This is a genomic window from Exiguobacterium sp. s143, from assembly GCF_018618895.1.
GTDB classification, from domain to species: Bacteria; Bacillota; Bacilli; order Exiguobacteriales; family Exiguobacteriaceae; genus Exiguobacterium_A; species Exiguobacterium_A abrahamii.
Genome location: NZ_JACSMX010000001.1, coordinates 1,060,974 through 1,079,404, shown reverse-complemented (window position 1 = coordinate 1,079,404; position 18,431 = coordinate 1,060,974). Strand labels below are relative to the sequence as shown.

Sequence of the window (18,431 nt, the reverse complement as noted above, 5' to 3'; positions counted from 1 at the left end):
GGTTACGAGTCATTCAAAAGGAGGAGATCTCGATGCGTAAAAGAGAAATTGGACTAATTGCTGCATTGATTGCTGCGACATCTGTCGGAATCCGGGAATGGAAGAAAAACCAGGCGTTTGCGCAACACGTTAAACAGGAGACAGAAATGCACGTACGCCAGGCGATCGTGGAGGGTCAGACAGATGGAACAGATGAAGACACTGCAACAAAAGGTTGATGCGACGATTCGCTCACTCGGTGGTTATTTTCGACCGCTATCTGGTCTCGCGCGCCTGACGGAAGAAGTCGGTGAAGTCGGAGAAGCACTAGAACAAAATGATTTAGAAGCCCTTCGCTTTGAACTTGTCGACGTCTTGATGATCTCGACCTGTCTTGCGAACCAATACGTGACGGATCTTGCAGCACAGCATGAGACGCTCGGTACAGTAAATGATGATCAGGACGGTTCGTTTTATCGACTCGTTTATGAGGCCGGACAAATCGCACGTGTCATGAACGGTTATGAAGGGGATAAACCTCCGAAAGCGAAAGACACAATTGTTCCGATTGGTCATTCCTTAGCACGTCTGCAACGCGAACTGTTTCGGTTAGCACGACCACTTCAACTTGATTTACTGACAGAAATCGACCGGACGAATGAAAAGAATCTGAAGCGGGATAAAACACGCTTCGCGTTGACGCGTGATCCCATCACGGAAGAGACGATTGATCATTTCCGAAGTGCGACAGGAAGCGAGGCACGCCTCTGGGGAGCCCCTGTGTACGAGGAGAACCAAACGATAGAGGATAACATGGAAGCAGCATTACCGTCACTCCGGCGTTTTCTCCGATGTGCGACGATTGAGGGGATCGAGGCATTCGTCTTCGAAGCACCGATGGAACGCTCGCGTAGTTTGGTTGAAGTGAAAGAACTAGCGGACGAAATGGGACGCTTGATCAAAGAGCGGACACCGCTTGACTTCAAGGATTCACCGTATCGCTTAGAAGTCTTTGCGCCACAACTCGGTCCGATCTCGCCGTATCATGCGGAAGACGACCATCGAATGTTTCTCGTTCTCTATGTAGACTAAAAAATGATCCGCCTGCTTCTTTGAGCAAGGCGGATCATTTTTTAATGTGAATGAGACGATGCTGCCTCATCTTGAGCCTGCCATTTTTTCATGAAGCGATGAATCCGAGCGATCGCTTCTTGCAGTTGTTCAATCGAACTCGCATAACTCGCCCGGACATAACCTTCACCGCTTGCTCCGAAGACGGATCCTGGAACGACGGCGACACGCTCAGCGAGTAACAATTGCTCAGCGAACTGCTCGCTCGTTAGTCCGGTATGACCGATGTACGGAAAGGCATAGAAGGCGCCACCCGGTAAGTGTGTCGGGAGACCCGCATCGTTTAATGCCTTAACGAAGTAGTTCCGGCGTTGACGATAACTCGTCACCATGTCAGGGACCGTTTTATGACGAGAACGCAGTGCTTCAATGCCCGCGAATTGAACGAGTGTCGGGGCACACATCATCCCGTATTGATGGACCTTCAGCATCGATTGCGTGATCGCAGGTGGGGCACAAGTGAAGCCAAGCCGCCAGCCTGTCATCGCGAAGGCTTTCGAGAAGCCGTTGATGATGATCGTCCGCTCTCGCATACCGGGAAGGGTCGCGAAGCAGATCGCTTCCGTTTCGTAGGATAGTTCGGCATAGATCTCGTCACTGATGACATATAGATCATGCTTTTGGACGAGTAACGCTAGGTCCGCTAATTGATCGCGCGACATCGTCGAGCCTGTCGGATTCGATGGGAAACAGAAAATGATCGCTTTCGTCTTATCTGTCAGCAATTGTTCGATCGTTTCCGGTTGAATCGCAAAACCGTCTTCTGCATGACACGGAGCGGCGACAGGAATGCCACCAGCGAGTTCGATCAAGGGAGCATACGAAACGAACGCCGGTTCGACGACGATGACTTCATCTCCTGGATTGATCAAACTACGAAACGCAAGATCGAGTCCTTCTGAGGCTCCAGTCGTAACGATGATTTCTTCCGTCGTCGAATAGGAGATGGCGAACTTTTCTTGCATGTAAAGCGCGATTTCCTGGCGTAACTCGAGTAAACCGGCGTTGGCACTATACGCTGTATAACCTTGCTCGAGTGCTGCGAAGCTCGCTTCGCGAACATTCCATGGCGTGACGAAATCAGGTTCGCCGACACCAAGGGAGATGACGTCTTCCATCGATCCTGCTAAATCAAAGAAACGACGGATGCCAGATGGGGCTAGCTGTTCGACACGTTCAGATAGAGACTTCATGGAGACACCTTCAATCGTTTGTCGTCATCATCCTGACTGAAGAGAACACCATCGTGCTTGTAGGTCTTCAAGCGGAAATGGGTCGTCGTCGAGATGACGGAGTCGAGCGTCGATAATTTTTCCGAGACGAATTGAGAGACTTCTTGTAGCGATTTGCCATCAAGTACGACTTGTAAGTCATATGCGCCCGACATCAGATAAAGGGACGTCACTTCCGGGAAACGATGGATGCGCTCCGCTACCTCGTCAAAACCGCGTCCACGTTTCGGTGTGACTTTGACATCGATGAAAGCTGTCACGCCATGATGGGCATGAATCTTTTGCCAGTCGATGACAGCGGTGTAACCGAGTAGGACACCGTCGCGTTTGAATGTCTCGATGGAAGCTGCTACTTCTGACGCTTCCCAGTCGAGCATTTGCGCAAGCAAGTCCACGCCCATCGGACCATTTTGTGTTAATAATGCTAATAATTCGAGTTGTTTTTCGGTGTACATGGGATCACTCACTTTCTGTCAATTGACCATTGAAGGTACGGCGGGTCTGGCGCAATCGTGCGCGTCGCTCAGCCTGGACGATATGGAAGTTCTTCATTTCATTTGTCGGAAGTTGGTGTTTTTCAACGAGGCGTTCAAAAAAGACGCGTCGCCCTGCATCCTGACGCGCGGATTCATGATTACCCGACGGATTGAAAGCATATAAGACGGTCGCGCGCGCCGGGTGCAGTATTAAATGTTCCTTGCCGACGCGTAAGATCCAATCCCAGTCCCAGTAGTTGAAGACGTCCTCATCAAATGGACCGAGTTGATCGTGGAGCGATTTACGGTAGAGTGACCCGGACGGAATGTACGTCGAGTCTTCTCGAATCGTCTCCGGATCGTACGGATACGCGAATGGCTCAGAATCGACTGCAATCCGGTGATCCTCTTCCCAGCGATACGTAAAGAGTTCCGCGTCCGTATAGGTGAGGTCGGCACCAGCTTCGAGATCGCCGACCGCTTCTTCGAGGTGACTCGGTAATAAGAGGTCGTCATCGTCATGAAGTAAGATATACCGACCGGAAGCGAGCGTGACACCATGATTTCGAGCACGAACATGATGGTTTTCAGGTAACTCGACATAGGTTAGTTGAAGACGGTCCTGATACGCAGTCGTCACTGCTGAGACATCGTCTCCATTATTGTTTAAGACGATGACTTCGAAGTCTTGATAGTGTTGACGCGTCAATGCTTCTAGCGCTTCTGCTAATTCACGAGGACGATTGTACGTCGGAATGATGATGGATACGGTTGGCATCAGTGATCGCTCCTTGAACAAAGACACCTGTCCAGGAACAGGTGTCTTCTTGTTTTTTACATGTTTGCTTCAATGCGTGGTAGCAGTTCGTTCCATTCTGCTTCTGGTTCTTTCGTAACCGTCACGAAGTCGCCGTAAGCGAACAGATTGTCGATGCCATCGAGGGCGATCAATGATGCGAGCAACGCATCTTCAGGTGTATCTTCTTTTTTGACACTCGTACTTTTAGCACCGAAGCGCTGTTCTTCGAGCGTGATTTTGACGGAATTCGGATTTGGTGTGTAATCGACTTGCATGAGGTAAGCTCCTTTCAACGTACATACGTATATGCCGTCTTTTCGTGATAGATGGATTGAATCCTTCTTCCTGATAGACGGAAGATCGATACGTTCAGTATATCAGAAAATTCGAAGAGAATATTTTTCTTCTAGTAGGAGAAATGGACCATCTTTATTTTAACGGTTCACTTGACCTTATAATGCATTTTACTCGCTATCTCAATATATCTCAAAAGGCGTCATGATGCCTTTTTCAAATTGTTTGACCTGAATTTCAAAGCAAGGGGTTATTTTTTTGAATTTCAGTGATAACCTATATCTTGTACATTAACAGGTTTAAAAACGGCTAAAACGTCTATATATAGAGTGATACTTGTAGAGTCCTTTCTATATGTAGGACGTCTTTTTTTAGTTTAGCGTATTTCATTGTGTAATGCGAACCTGTTTAACGATAGAGAATGGGAGTGGTTCATAGTGGCATCTCCACTGAATACAGCACGCATCTTTAAGGGTGCAATGACAATAGAAGACGTATATGTCGTGATTCGACAGGCGACGGAAACGTATCCGGAACTTGATATCGACCGCTATACTGAACGTGCCATCCGAGCGCTTGAAGGAAAATCCCTACAAGCCGATCAAGTCTATGAACTGTTAACGATGCACGCACTCGATATGTTAAAGGCAGAAGAGCCGAACTGGACATTCGTAGCGACAGCGACTTACTTAAATCGGTTATACCTTGAAGCAGGTGAAAATCGCGGATATGCAGCAGAAGAACGGTATGGTTCGCTGTATACGCTGATTGAAAAACTGACAGAAATCGGCATCTTCACGAAACATTTACTAGATGCGTATTCGAAGGAAGACATCAACGAACTGTCGGCAACGATCGATCCATCCCGCGACCACTTGTTCACATACATTGGTCTTCGAACACTGGCAGACCGGTACCTCGCACGTGATCACGTCAAAAACTTGTACGAGCTACCACAAGAACGATTCATGGTCATCGCGATGACACTGATGCAGAACGAACCGAAAGAACGTCGTTTAGAACTCGTCAAAGAGTCTTACTGGGCATTGTCGAATCTCTACATGACAGTTGCGACTCCGACGCTTTCGAACGCTGGTAAGTCTTACGGTCAACTTTCTTCATGTTTCATCGATACAGTCGATGATTCGCTACGTGGCATCTACGACTCGAACACGGACGTGGCGACACTTTCTAAAGGTGGCGGCGGAATCGGCGTCTACATGGGTAAGATTCGCTCACGCGGATCAGACATCAAAGGCTTCAAAGGCGTCTCAAGCGGTGTCATCCCGTGGATGAAACAATTGAACAACACGGCAGTCAGCGTCGACCAGCTCGGTATGCGCCAAGGATCTATCGCGGTGTATCTCGACATCTGGCATAAGGACATTCTCGAGTTCCTGGACGCGAAGCTCAACAACGGGGATGAGCGACTTCGGACACACGACTTGTTCACAGGCGTCAACTTACCGGACCGTTTCATGCGTGCCGTCGAAGCACGAGAAGACTGGCATTTATTTGACCCACACGAAATTCGGACAGTCATGGGCTTTAGCCTCGAGGATTACTTCGATGAGACGGAACAAGGTGGCAGCTTCACTGAACGATACGAAGCATGTGTCAACGAGCCACGCCTCAGCAAAAAAACAGTTCCGGCAATCGATCTCGTCAAGCGCTACATGCGTTCGCAACTCGAGACCGGGACGCCATACATGTTCTTCCGTGACGCCGTTAACCGTGCGAACCCGAATAAACATGCAGGGATGATCTACTCGTCAAACCTGTGCTCGGAAATCATGCAGAACATGAGCCCGACGACCGTGACGGAAGAATACACGGAAGACGGTAAGATCATCGTCACGAAAACACCTGGGGACTTCGTCGTCTGTAACTTGTCATCGATTGCACTTGCACGTGCAGTTCGTTCTGATGTCCTCGAGCGATTGATTCCGATTCAAATGCGGATGCTTGATAACGTCATCGACTTGAATACGATCGATGTCCCGCAAGCACAATTGACGAATCAAAAATACCGTGCCGTTGGTCTTGGGACGTTCGGTTGGCACCATCTGCTCGCGCTCGAAGGCATCCGTTGGGAATCGGTCGAAGCGGTACAATACGCAGACCGTCTCTACGAGAAGATTGCTTACTTGACGATCGATGCGTCGATGCAACTTGCGAAAGAGAAAGGCGCGTACCGTCTCTTCGAAGGTTCAGAATGGCAAACAGGAGAGTACATCAAACGTCGCCACTACAAAACGACGGATGAACTCGATTGGGATCGTCTCCAAGCCGACATCACGGCGTACGGAATGCGTAACGCATACTTGATGGCAGTCGCACCGAACTCATCGACGGCAATCATTGCGGGTAGTACGGCATCGATTGATCCAATCTACAAAAAAGTCTACTCGGAAGAGAAGAAGAACTATAAGATTCCAGTCACCGTTCCAGATTTAACGCCGGAAACGAACTGGTTCTATAAATCAGCGTTTGAAATCGACCAGTTATGGAGCATCCGTCAAAATGCTTCGCGTCAGCGTCACATCGACCAAGCGATCAGTTTCAATCTGTACGTGAAAAATAACGTCAAGGCGAAAGAATTACTCGAGATGCACATGGAAGCGTGGCAACTCGGGATGAAGACGATCTACTACACGCGTTCGACGACGGTTGAAATCGACGAATGTGAATCGTGTTCATCATAAGATAAGGAGGACGATATCATGAAGGCAGCAATCGTATATGCGTCATTGAGTGGAAACACGGAGGAGGTGGCAGAACTCGTCGCGAAGACGTGTTCTGAGATGGGAATCGAGCCGACGATGTTGTTTGCGGATGAAGTGACGACGTATCAGTTAATGCCTTATGATATCGTCTATTTTGGTTCGTATACGTGGGGAGATGGGCAACTACCCGACGATATGCGCGATTGTCTCAGAACCGTTCTAAAGGAGAGTTCGCATGCGATTCCGCAGGCAGCTGTTTTTGGAACAGGGGACAAGATGTTCGTCAAATATTGTCGCGCCGTTGATGAGATGGCCTATCATCTCTCGAAATTCGGTGTACCGCTTGCTGGAGAACTGTTAAAAATCGAACAGTCACCACGCAATCGCCCACATCTCGTCAAGGAATGGACGAAACGGACCATTCTTCAATTACAGCAAGAAGGAGTCGAAGCACATGGAACAGCTACAAAAAATCAAACTGCTTGATGCACGTCATCCAAATCGCGCGACAGCGATCATCGGTGGCGAAACGAGTGCCATCGTCAACTGGAACGACATTGCGTATCCACAGTTTTATTCGATTTACAAACAACTGTTATCGAACTTCTGGATCCCAGATGAGATCTCGATGTCGAAGGACATGCAACAGTGGAATCAATTAAGTGAACGGGAACAGGATGCATTCAAACGAATCATCGGGCTACTCTCGATCCTTGACTCGGTTCAGACACGTTATATCTTGGAATCGGCAATGTTCACGTCGGATTCGTCCGTTCATGCGATTCTCGCAATCATCGCGCAACAGGAAGTCGTGCATAATCAATCGTACAGCTACGTCTTATCCAGCTTAGTTCCATTGGCTGAACAAAACCGGATTTTTGATATCGCGAAAGACGATGACATGGTCATGAAGCGTAATGCATTCATTCTTGATTTATACGAAGATTTCCAAAATGACCGGACTCCAGAGAACTTCGCGAAATCGCTCGTTGCTTCGATCGTTCTTGAAGGAATCAACTTCTATTCAGGCTTTGCCTTCTTCTATAACTTAGCGCGTCACCAAAAGATGGTCGGAACATCGACGATGATCAGTTATATTCAACGTGATGAATTGCAACATTCGTACTTCATCAGCCAATTGTTACGTGCTGTCTTGTCGGAGCATCCGGAAATTGATGCCGATGGCTCATTCACACAATTCGTCTATGACACGTTCAAGCGTGCCGTTGATCTTGAAATCGAGTGGAGCGAATACGTTTTACGTGATCTAGACGGACTTGACGTCAGTGAGATGCGTGATTACGTTAAATATCTCGCGAACAAACGCCTTCGCGTCATCGGTTTGTCGGATCTCTATGAAGGGCACGACGAAGACGTCATGCCATGGATTCGTGCGTATTCAGATGATTCGATGAACGCGACGAAATCGGACTTCTTCGAACAAAAATCACGTTCGTATGCGAAAGTAACCGATGCGAATGGATTCGACGATCTGTAAGTGAAGTGAACGGTACGTGGAAAGGACTAACTGATAAAGTTTTGTTGAAACTATTCAGTTAGTCCTTTTTCTAACGGTTGAAATAATCGAAAATTCAGATATCAGAGGAGGTGGTCCGGAAAAGTGTACAAAAAAAGCAGCTGCGAAATCGCAACTGCTTAGTACGGCAGGAAAGATAAACTCTCAGCTGCACGTTGCGTTCGGATAGACACTGCAATGTCTATTCGAACAAGAATAGTGTTGTTAAGAACTTAATCAAACAATACTACATATGTGTCTCAAGTAAAACAATTTTATTTGTTCGAAGCTGAAAGTAATCCTTCCTTGCTAAAAGGAAAGGAGGACTTCGGATGTGCCTTATTACACCGCATTATCGTAATGCACACTGGGTGTGTGGACATTTTCGCTCTGGTAAATGGATTGCAGAACATTTTCGTTCAGGTTCATTTGTGAACGGTCATTGTCAATTGCAGTTTGATTTTTGAGTAATTAATGTCCCTCTTAATTTATGATTGCTTCTACTCTATATTTCCTTTACGCTAGGACAGGCGAGGTTCTGCTCGACTCCTGCGGAAAAACAAGTCATCATGACCCTGGAAGATGCGACGCATCTGAAGCGGCATGAGGGCTTGTCCGCGGAAAGCGAGCAGACCGAGACTGTCCGTTTTTATTAGAGCGTTGTGAAAGTCGCTCACATCACTTTTCGGTATCTGTTTTTTAGGTCAATTGAGTAAAAGAACAAAAAAAGGGCCGAACTCGGAAAGTTCGGCAGAATCAGGGGGAATACTTGAAGTCTTGCTACTAAAATGTTCCCTCGTGAAATAAAAAATAAACAAATTCCAAAAATATTTTTTACGATACAAGAAAAGTGTGTTATTATAAGTTGATGAATTTAGTTAGGGAGTGTATACATTATGGCAAACTTTGAAAAAGACCAAGTCGTTACTGGTAAAGTAACTGGTATTCAAAACTTCGGTGCTTTCGTAGCACTTGACGAGCAAACACAAGGTCTCGTCCACATCTCAGAAATCTCACACGATTACGTAAAAGACATCAACGATTACGTAAAAGTTGGCGATGAAGTAACTGTTAAAGTTCTCGACATCGACGAAGCTAACAAAAAAATGAAGCTTTCGATCAAAGCAACTCAGGAAGCTCCAAAACGTGAAGCACGCGCGAAAGGTCCACGCAAAAACGCTGGACGTCGCGATGCAGGTCCTGCTTTCAAACAAGAAGAAGCACCTGGATTCAACGTTCTTAAAGGTAAATTGGAAGAATGGATTGAAAAATCAAACTTCCAAAAATAAGCCACATGAGAGAATCGACATCGGTCGGTTCTCTTTTTTTTATGCGATTTTTACACAGAATAAGCATTAAATTAGATGCGAAAGGGGAATGTGTGGATAATGTAAGGTGTTCATTACTTATTGAGGAGGCAACACAGATGGAAAACTTTGAATATCGCAATCCAACGAAACTTATTTTTGGTGACGGACAAGTCAGCCAACTGAAACCACAACTCGAAGCACTCGGTGCAAAGAAAGTCATGCTCGTCTTCGGTGGCGGCAGTATTAAACGGAACGGCGTCTATGATGATGTCACACGTGAACTCAACGCGGCAGGAATCGAGTACGTCGAATGCGACGGTGTCGAACCGAACCCGCGTATCGAGACAGCAGAGCGCGGTATCAAAATCGCACGTGAAGCAGGCGTTGACGCATTGCTTGCACTCGGTGGCGGTTCTGTCATCGACTGCACGAAATTGATCGCTGCTGGTATTCCTTATGAAGGCGAAGCGTGGGATCTCGTCATCGGCAAAGCAACACCAGAGACAGTCATCCCATTCGGAACAGTCTTGACGCTTGCAGCAACAGGTTCTGAGATGAACGCTGGATCCGTCATCACGAACTGGAAGACACAAGAGAAATACGGTTGGGGTAGCCCGCTTACGTTCCCAACATTCTCGATCCTTGATCCGAAGTACACAGTCAGTGTGCCAAAAGATCAAACAATCTACGGTATCGTCGATATGATGAGCCACTGCCTCGAGCAATACTTCCACCCTGCGCATGCACCGGTCCAAGAACGGATGACAGAAGGTGTCATGAAAGCAGTCGTCGAAGCAGCACCAAAACTCGTCAACGATCTCGAGAACGTTGAACTTCGTGGCACGATTCTCTTCGCTGGTACGATGGCACTCAACGGTGTCCTTCAAATGGGCGCACGTGGAGACTGGGCATCACACAACATCGAACATGCGGTCTCAGCTGTTCACGATATCCCGCACGCAGGTGGACTTGCGATCCTCTTCCCGAACTGGATGCGCCACGTGCTTGACGAATCAAATGCACATCGTTTCGTGACACTCGGTGAGAACGTCTTTAACGTTGATACGGAAGGTAAATCAGAGATGGAAGCGGCACACGCTACAATCGATGCAATCAGTGCTTTCTGGACATCACTCGGTGCACCGAATCGTCTCGCTGATTATGACATCAAAGAAGATACAGTTGACGCAATCGTCAAGTCAGCAATGACACGCGGCGACTTCGGAAACTTCAAATCACTCGGAAACGAAGATGTTCGTCAAATCGTGACAGCTGCCCTATAACAATCTGTAACATTTGCTACTCATTTCACAAAAGACTTGAACGACCTTCCTTCTTGCGTTTTAATGAAAAGGAAGGTCGCATTTCGTTGCGAATGAATAAGGAGGACGATGGCATGTCAACAGTACGTTTTGATTATTCGAAAGCCCTACAATTCGTAGGTCAACATGAAGTAGATCATATGGCGGAAACGGTAAAGACGCTTCACCATGCGATTCATGCAGGAACAGGCGCAGGAAGTGATTTCTTAGGATGGGTAGATCTTCCGAAGAACTACGATCAAGCGGAGTTTGCACGCATTCAAGCGTCTGCAGAAAAAATCAAGTCGGATTCTGATGTGTTGTTAGTCGTCGGAATCGGCGGTTCATATCTCGGAGCGCGTGCTGCGATCGAGATGCTCGGACACTCATTCCATAACTTGTTATCAAAAGAAGATCGCAAAGCACCACAAATCATCTATGCAGGACATAATATCTCATCGACGTATCTGCACGATTTATTCGAAGTCCTCGAAGGAAAAGATGTATCGGTCAACATCATCTCGAAATCGGGTACGACGACAGAACCAGCGATTTCGTTCCGTCTCTTGAAATCGTTCATGGAAGAGAAATACGGTAAAGCAGAAGCAAAACACCGGATTTATGCAACGACGGATAAAGCGCGTGGTGCATTAAAAACACTCGCAGACTCTGAAGGATACGAAACATTCGTCATTCCGGATGATGTCGGCGGCCGTTTCTCTGTTTTGACACCGGTTGGTCTATTACCAATCGCAGCAGCTGGTATTTCAATTGAAGAGTTGATGCAAGGTGCCCGTGACGCGCAAGAGCGCTATGCGAGCGAAAACCTAGCTGACAACGAAGCGTATCAATACGCGGTCGTACGAAATGCGCTCTATGCGAAAGGGAAGACGATCGAGCTTCTCGTCAACTACGAACCAGCACTTCATTATGTATCGGAGTGGTGGAAACAATTATACGGCGAGTCAGAAGGAAAAGACTTCAAAGGAATCTTCCCAGCAGCAGTCGACTTCTCGACGGATCTCCACTCGATGGGACAATACGTCCAAGAAGGTCGTCGTGACCTGTTCGAGACAGTCATCAAAGTCGGTCAAGCGCGTCATGCGTTGACTGTTGAAGAAGATGCTCAGGATCTCGATGGATTGAACTTCCTTGCAGGTAAGTCAATTCAATTCGTCAACGATAAGGCGGCAGAAGGTACGTTGCTTGCACACACGGACGGACAAGTACCGAACTTGACAGTCGAACTTCCAGAGATGACACCGTATCACCTCGGATTCCTGTTCTACTTCTTCGAAAAAGCTTGTGCGATGAGTGGTTACCTCCTCGGAGTGAACCCATTCGATCAGCCAGGCGTCGAAGCGTACAAGAAAAACATGTTCGCTCTTCTTGGGAAACCAGGATTCGAAGCAGAAAAAGCAGAACTCGAAGCACGTTTGAAGTAATGTAAAACGACAGTCGATTGTTCCTTAGTGGAACATCGGCTGTTTTTTTGTCTTTACCGGATGATAGTAGGCTATCATTTTCCAGATTTACAGGTAATCCTAGCGTTTTCACTTTTAGAATACCCGTGAAACAGGTAAAGTGAAGTTAGAAGAAGAAATGAGGTGCACGTACGTGATTACATTCTTGGATTATTATCAAAATCAAGTGGAGTTAAGTTTTGATGACCATCCGTTCTCGGATCGTCCTTTGCACGTGTGGGTCATTGCCGTGTACGAAGGAAAATGGTTGCTGACCCATCATAAGCAGCGGGGGTATGAATTTCCTGGTGGAAAGGTTGAACCGGGTGAAACGGCAGAAGAAGCCGCACGTCGTGAAGTAATGGAAGAGACGGGTGGGAAAATCGATTCCCTCTCATATGTCGGACAATATCGTGTTGCCGGAAAAGGCGATACGATCATCAAAAACATCTATTTCGCGCAAATCGGATCATTGTCGTCTCATCTTGCCGTGGATGAAACAGATGGTGCTTTTCTATTCGAGGAACTCCCCGATCGTCTCGATACGAACCGACAATACAGCTTCATGATGAAGGACCGTGTCCTTCCGGAGACGCTCCGTGTACTTAGCGAACGCCGATTGGTTTGAACTTCCGCGCCAAGGTCCGTTTCGGACGTTTCGGATGTTCTATACTACAGCGGATGGGGAACGGGTCGGTGCCTATATCGTACTCCCACAAGTTGCAAACGGTCAGGGAATTCTCTACTTGCGTGGTGGAACGCGTTCGATCGGAATGGTCCGACCGACACGACTGCTCGCGTTCGCACAGGCTGGCTTTTTTGTCATGGCCCCCTTCTATCGCGGGAATCTAGGCGGTACGGGAAAAGAAGACTTCGGACATCACGATATCGAAGACGCCTGCAGTGCCTTTGACTGGTTGCAGCAACGTGTCTCACATGTTCACGCATTTGGATTTTCACGTGGTGGACAGATGGCGTTGCTCCTTGCGCATCACCGTCCAGTCGCCCGAACGGTGTCCTGGGCAGGGGTGACGGAGTTGACGTGGACGTACGAAGAGCAGAAGACGATGCAAAAGATGCTGCGGCGATACACGGGAGGTACACCAGACACGGTTCCTGATGAATACGCGGTTCGCTCGCCGCTCCATGTCGAACCTCAAGGTGAAGTATTATTGATTCACGGTGCATACGATGAGAACGTTCGTTTACGACACGCAACCGCTTATGCTGCACGTCATCCTGAGCATACGACGCTTCAGACTTATGCCTATGCCCATCAATTTCCGATTCATGACAAGTTGCGTGTGACGCGGAATGTGTTGAATTGGTTTGAGACTGGTATCTATAATCGATGATTTAGCCGGTACGATGAATGTCGTATCGGTTTTTTTGTCATCTGAAGAATTGAACTTACATACATAATGGGAAAAAAAGAATATTGATTCGTTGTAAAAAACAATAAACTTCCTGAAAAATAAATTTTGATATAATTAGAACCATATGAGTAATGTAGAGGGGGATGGAGGACGATGGATATCTTACTAGCACGTCAACCCATCGTTGACCGAATCGGAGCAGTTGATGCATTCGAGTTGCTGTATCGTTCCGTCAAACAAATGAATGTATTCGACGGTGATCTAGCGACAATGGATGTTTTAACGAATACACTCGTTCATATGGGTGTAGAGCATGTCGCTGAAGGTAAAAAACTTTTCGTCAACTTTACAGCGGATCTCTTGAAAAGTGATCTGATTCACTATTTAGATCCAAAACGGTTCGTTATCGAAATTTTAGAAACTGTTGATATCGATACAGAGATGTTATCTGTGTTGCACAGTTGGAAAGAAGCAGGTTTTACACTAGCACTCGATGATTTTGTGACCGATTTACTTCGTCAACATGGAACAGAATTATTCGCGCTAATTGATTTAATTAAAATCGACATCGAGGCGATTTCTCCTCGCGAGCAAAGTGCGATCCTGCATATCGTCCGGCGTAATTATCCCCATATCAAGATGCTTGCCGAACGAGTCGAGACACATGAAGATCACACACGTTGTCTTGAAATGGGATATGACTGGTTCCAAGGCTATTTTTATGCTAAGCCGATGTTGATGAAGGGAAAAGCTGTCCCTCCTCAATTGCCGGTATTGCTGAAGATGCTAAAATGGCTCGATACGGATGAAAAATACGATGAAGTCATTGATGAGATTGAAGCAAATCCGTATATCAGCATTCAAGTACTGCAACTGATCAATTCTCCAGGAATGGGATTACGAAATACAGTCAGCTCTGTTCGTCAAGCCATTTCACTACTTGGCTTCTCGCAACTCAAAAGCTGGATTTCGTTAATCGTCTTGCGTGAGATGAAGCTTGCTAGTCCTTACGAATGGTCAAATGAGTTACTCCGGTCTTCTTTACATTGTGCTAAGCTTTGCGAGCTATTTGCAAAAGAAACACGCACGTTGAAGTCAGAGAGTGCCTACATGATCGGATTGCTGTCACATATTGATGCGTTATTGTCTGTGGATATCGACGACATCATTGGTCAATTACCAATCGAAGATTCCTTGAAGGTTGTCCTACAAGGAAAAGATCATCCATTCCGGGATTGTTTAGTGCTTGTGATCAGTGCAGATCGCTGTGATTTTGATCAGTTCGAACTACTCAGTCAACGTTTAGGTGTCTCACTTCCACGAGCCTATGCGCTACTAGCAGAAAGTCAGGAATGGCTTAAACAAAAAGAAACACATCTTCAAGAAAGAACGGATTCTATCCTATAAAAAAAGAGCCCGAAGGCTCTTTTTTTATAGGCGTGGACCAGCTGACTTGATCGCATCCGTCGCACTTTCGAAGCGAAGGAAATTATGTTGGAATTTCTCAGCAAGCGACCGCGCTTGTGTGTCGTATTCGTCCGGATTCGACCAGACGCGTACTGGATTGAGTAACTCGCTTGGAACACCTGGAACTTCCAGTGGCATATGAAGTCCGAAAATCGGGTGCTCTTCTGTTGGAATCGTTGCGAGTGTACCGTTGACGGCAGCGTTGACCATCGTCCGTGTATAGGATAGCTTCATGCGGCTACCTGTTCCGTAAGCACCACCTGTCCAGCCTGTGTTGACGAGATAAACAGTGACACCATGACGATCAATCAATTCGCCCAGCATCGTCGCATATTTTTCAGGCATCAGTGGAAGGAATGGTGAACCGAAGCATGTTGAGAACGTTGCTTCCGGTTCCGTGACCCCACGTTCTGTTCCAGCGAGTTTTGATGTATATCCTGATAGGAAGTGATACATCGCTTGTTCTTTCGTCAATTTACTGATCGGAGGCAAGACACCGTACGCATCAGCCGTCAAGAAGACGATCGTCTTCGGGTGACCAGCACGTGACGGAACAGCGATATTATCGATTGCAGTGATCGGATAAGCAGCACGCGTATTTTCCGTCAACGATGTGTCATCGTAATCAGGGTGACGGGCTTCGTCGAGCACGACGTTTTCAAGGACGGTTCCGAAACGGATCGCGTCAAAGATTTGCGGTTCTTTTTCGCGTGATAAGTTAACGGTCTTTGCATAACATCCACCTTCGATGTTGAAGACACCGTCGTGCGACCAACCATGCTCATCGTCGCCGATCAATTGACGGCTATCGTCTGCTGAGAGGGTGGTCTTACCAGTACCGGATAGACCGAAGAACAAGGCGACGTCGCCTTCGTGTCCGACGTTTGCCGAGCAGTGCATCGAAAGGACATTTTCTTGTGGCAAGAGATAGTTCATGACGGAAAAGATTGATTTTTTGATTTCTCCCGCGTATTCCGTTCCACCGATCAAGACGATCCGGTGTTCGAACGACATCGCGATGAACGTCTCAGAGTTCGTTCCGTCAACGGCAGGATCTGCTTTGAAATGTGGCGCATAGACGACCGTGAACGGTTCGAAGGCAGCCACTTCAGGATACTCGCGTAAAAAAAGTTGTTTGGCAAACAGGTTATGCCAAGCGTATTGTGTGAGCACACGGACCGGAAGGGTGAAGTGCGTATCTGCTCCAGCAGCAGCTTCTGTGTAGTAGAGCTGATCGGCTTCGTTCATGTAACGAAGAACCTTTTGCAACAATTGTTCAAATTTGTCTCCATCCATTGGTTGGTTGACATGACCCCAATCAATGTGAGACTCGCAGGAAGAATCACGGACGATGAACTTATCTTTTGGTGAACGACCTGTAAATTTCCCCGTTTCTACAGATAATGCGCCGTTCTCAGCAAGGACACCTTCTTCGTTTCGAATCGCATGTTCGACAAGTTCAGCAACAGATAGTTGTTTGAACACATGCTCTTTCTTGAGTAGTTCTTCGATATTCAGGACCGTCATCGGCATCCTGACCCCACCTTTCCCCTACGTTGGTTTTGGCTCACTGTATTTAGTATGACACATTTATTATATATGACATACTAAAGAGAGAGCAATCATTTTCTGGTGCTGATTTCTATTTATCTGGAAACGCTTTCAGCATTAACAGTTTAACATCTCTTTCAAAAAGTTTCGACTAGAATTTGAAACCTTGCTTGACAGAGTAGGTACAACTTTATATCATGTAATTCGTAACGGATACTCTTATTCTGAGCAGGTGGAGGGAACAAGGCCCGAAGAAACCCGGCAACCGTCCTACATTAATTCACATATTAATGAGGGAAAAGGTGCTCTCCTGAAGCGAAGTAAACACTTCGAACGATAAGAGGGTAAAGGAAGAACGCACAACCTTTCCCTGACCATTTTTTGGACTTGGAAAGGTTTTTTTCATTTTACCGTCCCACTCAACTAGGGGAAATGAGTACACCGTCAAATTCTTTTTTGGGAGGGTCATACATGACAAACCTTAATCGCCGACTATTCACGTCGGAGTCAGTCACTGAAGGTCATCCAGATAAAATCTGTGACCAAATTTCGGATTCAATTCTTGATGCAATCCTCGCGGCGGATCCAAACGCGCGTGTTGCGGCAGAAACTTCTGTTACAACAGGTCTCGTTCTCGTTGCAGGTGAGATCACGACATCGACTTACGTCGACATTCCAAAAGTCGTTCGTGAAACGATTCGTGAAATCGGTTATACACGCGCGAAATACGGTTTCGACGCTGACACGTGTGCTGTATTGACATCAATCGATGAGCAATCAGCAGACATCGCTCTTGGTGTCGACCAAGCGCTTGAAGCACGTGAAGGTAGCATGTCTGATGCAGAAATCGATGCAATCGGTGCAGGAGACCAAGGTCTCATGTTCGGTTATGCAACGAAAGAAACACCAGAACTCATGCCACTTCCAATCTCGCTCTCACACCGTCTCGCACGCCGTTTGGCAGAAGTGCGTAAAAACGGTCAACTCGACTACCTTCGTCCAGACGGAAAAACACAAGTCACGGTCGAATACAACGAGAACAACGAGCCAGTTCGTGTCGATACGATCGTCATCTCGACACAACATGCAGAAGAAGTCACGCTTGAGCAAATCCAAGCTGACTTGAAAGAACACGTCATCACACCGGTTATCCCGGCTGAATACATCGACGCAGCAACGAAATTCTTCATCAACCCAACTGGTCGTTTCGTCATTGGCGGACCACAAGGAGATGCTGGATTAACTGGTCGTAAGATCATCGTTGATACGTATGGTGGATACGCACGCCACGGCGGTGGAGCATTCTCAGGTAAAGATCCAACAAAAGTCGACCGTTCAGCTGCATACGCAGCACGTTACGTCGCGAAGAACCTCGTTGCTGCAGGTCTTGCAGACAAAGCAGAAGTTCAACTCGCGTACGCAATCGGTGTCGCGCACCCAGTATCAATCGCGGTTGATACATTCGGTACAGGAAAACTTCCTGAAGCGCAACTCGTCGAATTGGTTGCTGAAAACTTCGATCTTCGTCCGGCTGGAATCATCAACATGCTTGATCTCCGTCGTCCGATCTATCGTCAAACAGCTGCATACGGTCACTTCGGTCGTACAGATGTTGAGCTTCCATGGGAGCAAACAGATAAAGCAGCAGTTCTTGAAGAACAAGCAAAACGTTTCGCATAATCAAAAAGTCCGAAAACCCTACGCGGGTTTTCGGACTTTTTTGTTTCCGTGGAACTTTGCAGGAAACGAATGTTTTTTCTAGAAGAGGGTAAAAGTACATGAGTCGATTCGTATGAATACAAAGGGGGGT

At 47.0% G+C, this 18,431-nt stretch carries 17 protein-coding genes and 1 riboswitch; of the genes, 12 read left to right on the top strand and 5 right to left on the bottom strand.

The features are described 5' to 3' along the window. Positions 1 to 32 precede the first annotated feature (32 nt). Positions 33 to 218: a hypothetical protein gene (locus tag KNQ03_RS05770; protein ID WP_050678640.1), complete on the top strand. Its 186-nt coding sequence runs from the start codon at positions 33 to 35 to the stop codon at positions 216 to 218. Further along, on the top strand, positions 184 to 1,071 hold the full coding sequence (locus KNQ03_RS05765; protein WP_251140238.1) for a MazG nucleotide pyrophosphohydrolase domain-containing protein: 888 nt from the start codon (positions 184 to 186) through the stop codon (positions 1,069 to 1,071). The genes KNQ03_RS05770 and KNQ03_RS05765 overlap by 35 nt, the downstream gene beginning before the upstream one ends. A gap of 41 nt (positions 1,072 to 1,112) precedes the next feature. Here the strand turns inward: KNQ03_RS05765 and KNQ03_RS05760 are convergent, their stop codons facing one another. From KNQ03_RS05760 to KNQ03_RS05745, 4 genes are read right to left on the bottom strand one after another with little or no spacing between them, the layout of a single operon-like run. Next, positions 1,113 to 2,303, bottom strand: coding sequence for an aminotransferase (locus KNQ03_RS05760; protein ID WP_214723837.1), 1,191 nt, complete (start codon positions 2,301 to 2,303; stop codon positions 1,113 to 1,115). After that, positions 2,300 to 2,797 (bottom strand): Lrp/AsnC family transcriptional regulator, encoded by a 498-nt coding sequence (locus tag KNQ03_RS05755; protein WP_214723835.1) that lies wholly within the window; start codon positions 2,795 to 2,797, stop codon positions 2,300 to 2,302. The genes KNQ03_RS05760 and KNQ03_RS05755 overlap by 4 nt, the downstream gene beginning before the upstream one ends. A gap of 4 nt (positions 2,798 to 2,801) precedes the next feature. Then, positions 2,802 to 3,596 carry a glycosyltransferase family 2 protein gene (locus KNQ03_RS05750; RefSeq protein WP_214723833.1) on the bottom strand — a complete coding sequence of 265 codons (795 nt, stop codon included), beginning with the start codon at positions 3,594 to 3,596 and terminating at the stop codon, positions 2,802 to 2,804. Between the two features lie 56 nt (positions 3,597 to 3,652). Then, positions 3,653 to 3,892, bottom strand: a complete 240-nt coding sequence (locus KNQ03_RS05745; protein WP_023469118.1) for a NifU N-terminal domain-containing protein — start codon at positions 3,890 to 3,892, stop codon at positions 3,653 to 3,655. Positions 3,893 to 4,348: 456 nt separating this feature from the next. On the opposite strand from KNQ03_RS05745, the gene KNQ03_RS05740 reads away from it, so the two are divergent. The 9 genes from KNQ03_RS05740 (at position 4,349) to KNQ03_RS05700 (ending at position 15,010) form a co-directional block, all read left to right on the top strand. Then, on the top strand, positions 4,349 to 6,616 hold the full coding sequence (locus KNQ03_RS05740) for a ribonucleoside-diphosphate reductase subunit alpha (RefSeq protein WP_023469117.1): 2,268 nt from the start codon (positions 4,349 to 4,351) through the stop codon (positions 6,614 to 6,616). Positions 6,617 to 6,634: 18 nt separating this feature from the next. Beyond that, positions 6,635 to 7,123 (top strand): flavodoxin domain-containing protein, encoded by a 489-nt coding sequence (locus KNQ03_RS05735; RefSeq protein ID WP_023469116.1) that lies wholly within the window; start codon positions 6,635 to 6,637, stop codon positions 7,121 to 7,123. Next, positions 7,092 to 8,135: a ribonucleotide-diphosphate reductase subunit beta gene (locus tag KNQ03_RS05730; protein ID WP_035406099.1), complete on the top strand. Its 1,044-nt coding sequence runs from the start codon at positions 7,092 to 7,094 to the stop codon at positions 8,133 to 8,135. The genes KNQ03_RS05735 and KNQ03_RS05730 overlap by 32 nt, the downstream gene beginning before the upstream one ends. Before the next feature lie 914 nt (positions 8,136 to 9,049). Continuing rightward, positions 9,050 to 9,442: a S1 domain-containing post-transcriptional regulator GSP13 gene (yugI, locus tag KNQ03_RS05725; protein WP_012371159.1), complete on the top strand. Its 393-nt coding sequence runs from the start codon at positions 9,050 to 9,052 to the stop codon at positions 9,440 to 9,442. Between the two features lie 137 nt (positions 9,443 to 9,579). After that, entirely contained in the window at positions 9,580 to 10,746 is a 1,167-nt protein-coding gene (locus tag KNQ03_RS05720) for an iron-containing alcohol dehydrogenase (protein WP_050678634.1), read from the top strand. A gap of 113 nt (positions 10,747 to 10,859) precedes the next feature. After that, positions 10,860 to 12,209: a glucose-6-phosphate isomerase gene (locus KNQ03_RS05715; RefSeq protein ID WP_214723832.1), complete on the top strand. Its 1,350-nt coding sequence runs from the start codon at positions 10,860 to 10,862 to the stop codon at positions 12,207 to 12,209. Between the two features lie 172 nt (positions 12,210 to 12,381). Then, positions 12,382 to 12,855: an RNA deprotection pyrophosphohydrolase gene (gene ytkD, locus KNQ03_RS05710; RefSeq protein ID WP_047393467.1), complete on the top strand. Its 474-nt coding sequence runs from the start codon at positions 12,382 to 12,384 to the stop codon at positions 12,853 to 12,855. Next, the gene (locus KNQ03_RS05705) at positions 12,827 to 13,582 is read left to right on the top strand and encodes an alpha/beta hydrolase family protein (RefSeq protein WP_149427743.1); all 756 of its coding nucleotides are present in this window, start codon (positions 12,827 to 12,829) and stop codon (positions 13,580 to 13,582) included. The genes ytkD and KNQ03_RS05705 overlap by 29 nt, the downstream gene beginning before the upstream one ends. A 174-nt stretch (positions 13,583 to 13,756) precedes the next feature. Further along, a complete protein-coding gene (locus KNQ03_RS05700) occupies positions 13,757 to 15,010 on the top strand; it encodes an EAL and HDOD domain-containing protein (RefSeq protein ID WP_214723830.1) in 1,254 nt (417 codons plus the stop codon). Between the two features lie 24 nt (positions 15,011 to 15,034). Here the strand turns inward: KNQ03_RS05700 and pckA are convergent, their stop codons facing one another. Further along, a complete protein-coding gene (gene pckA, locus KNQ03_RS05695; protein ID WP_195864591.1) occupies positions 15,035 to 16,603 on the bottom strand; it encodes a phosphoenolpyruvate carboxykinase (ATP) in 1,569 nt (522 codons plus the stop codon). Between the two features lie 234 nt (positions 16,604 to 16,837). Next, positions 16,838 to 16,964: riboswitch (SAM riboswitch) on the top strand. Positions 16,965 to 17,092: 128 nt separating this feature from the next. On the opposite strand from pckA, the gene metK reads away from it, so the two are divergent. Then, positions 17,093 to 18,301: a methionine adenosyltransferase gene (gene metK, locus KNQ03_RS05690; RefSeq protein WP_023469108.1), complete on the top strand. Its 1,209-nt coding sequence runs from the start codon at positions 17,093 to 17,095 to the stop codon at positions 18,299 to 18,301. Positions 18,302 to 18,431 lie beyond the last annotated feature (130 nt).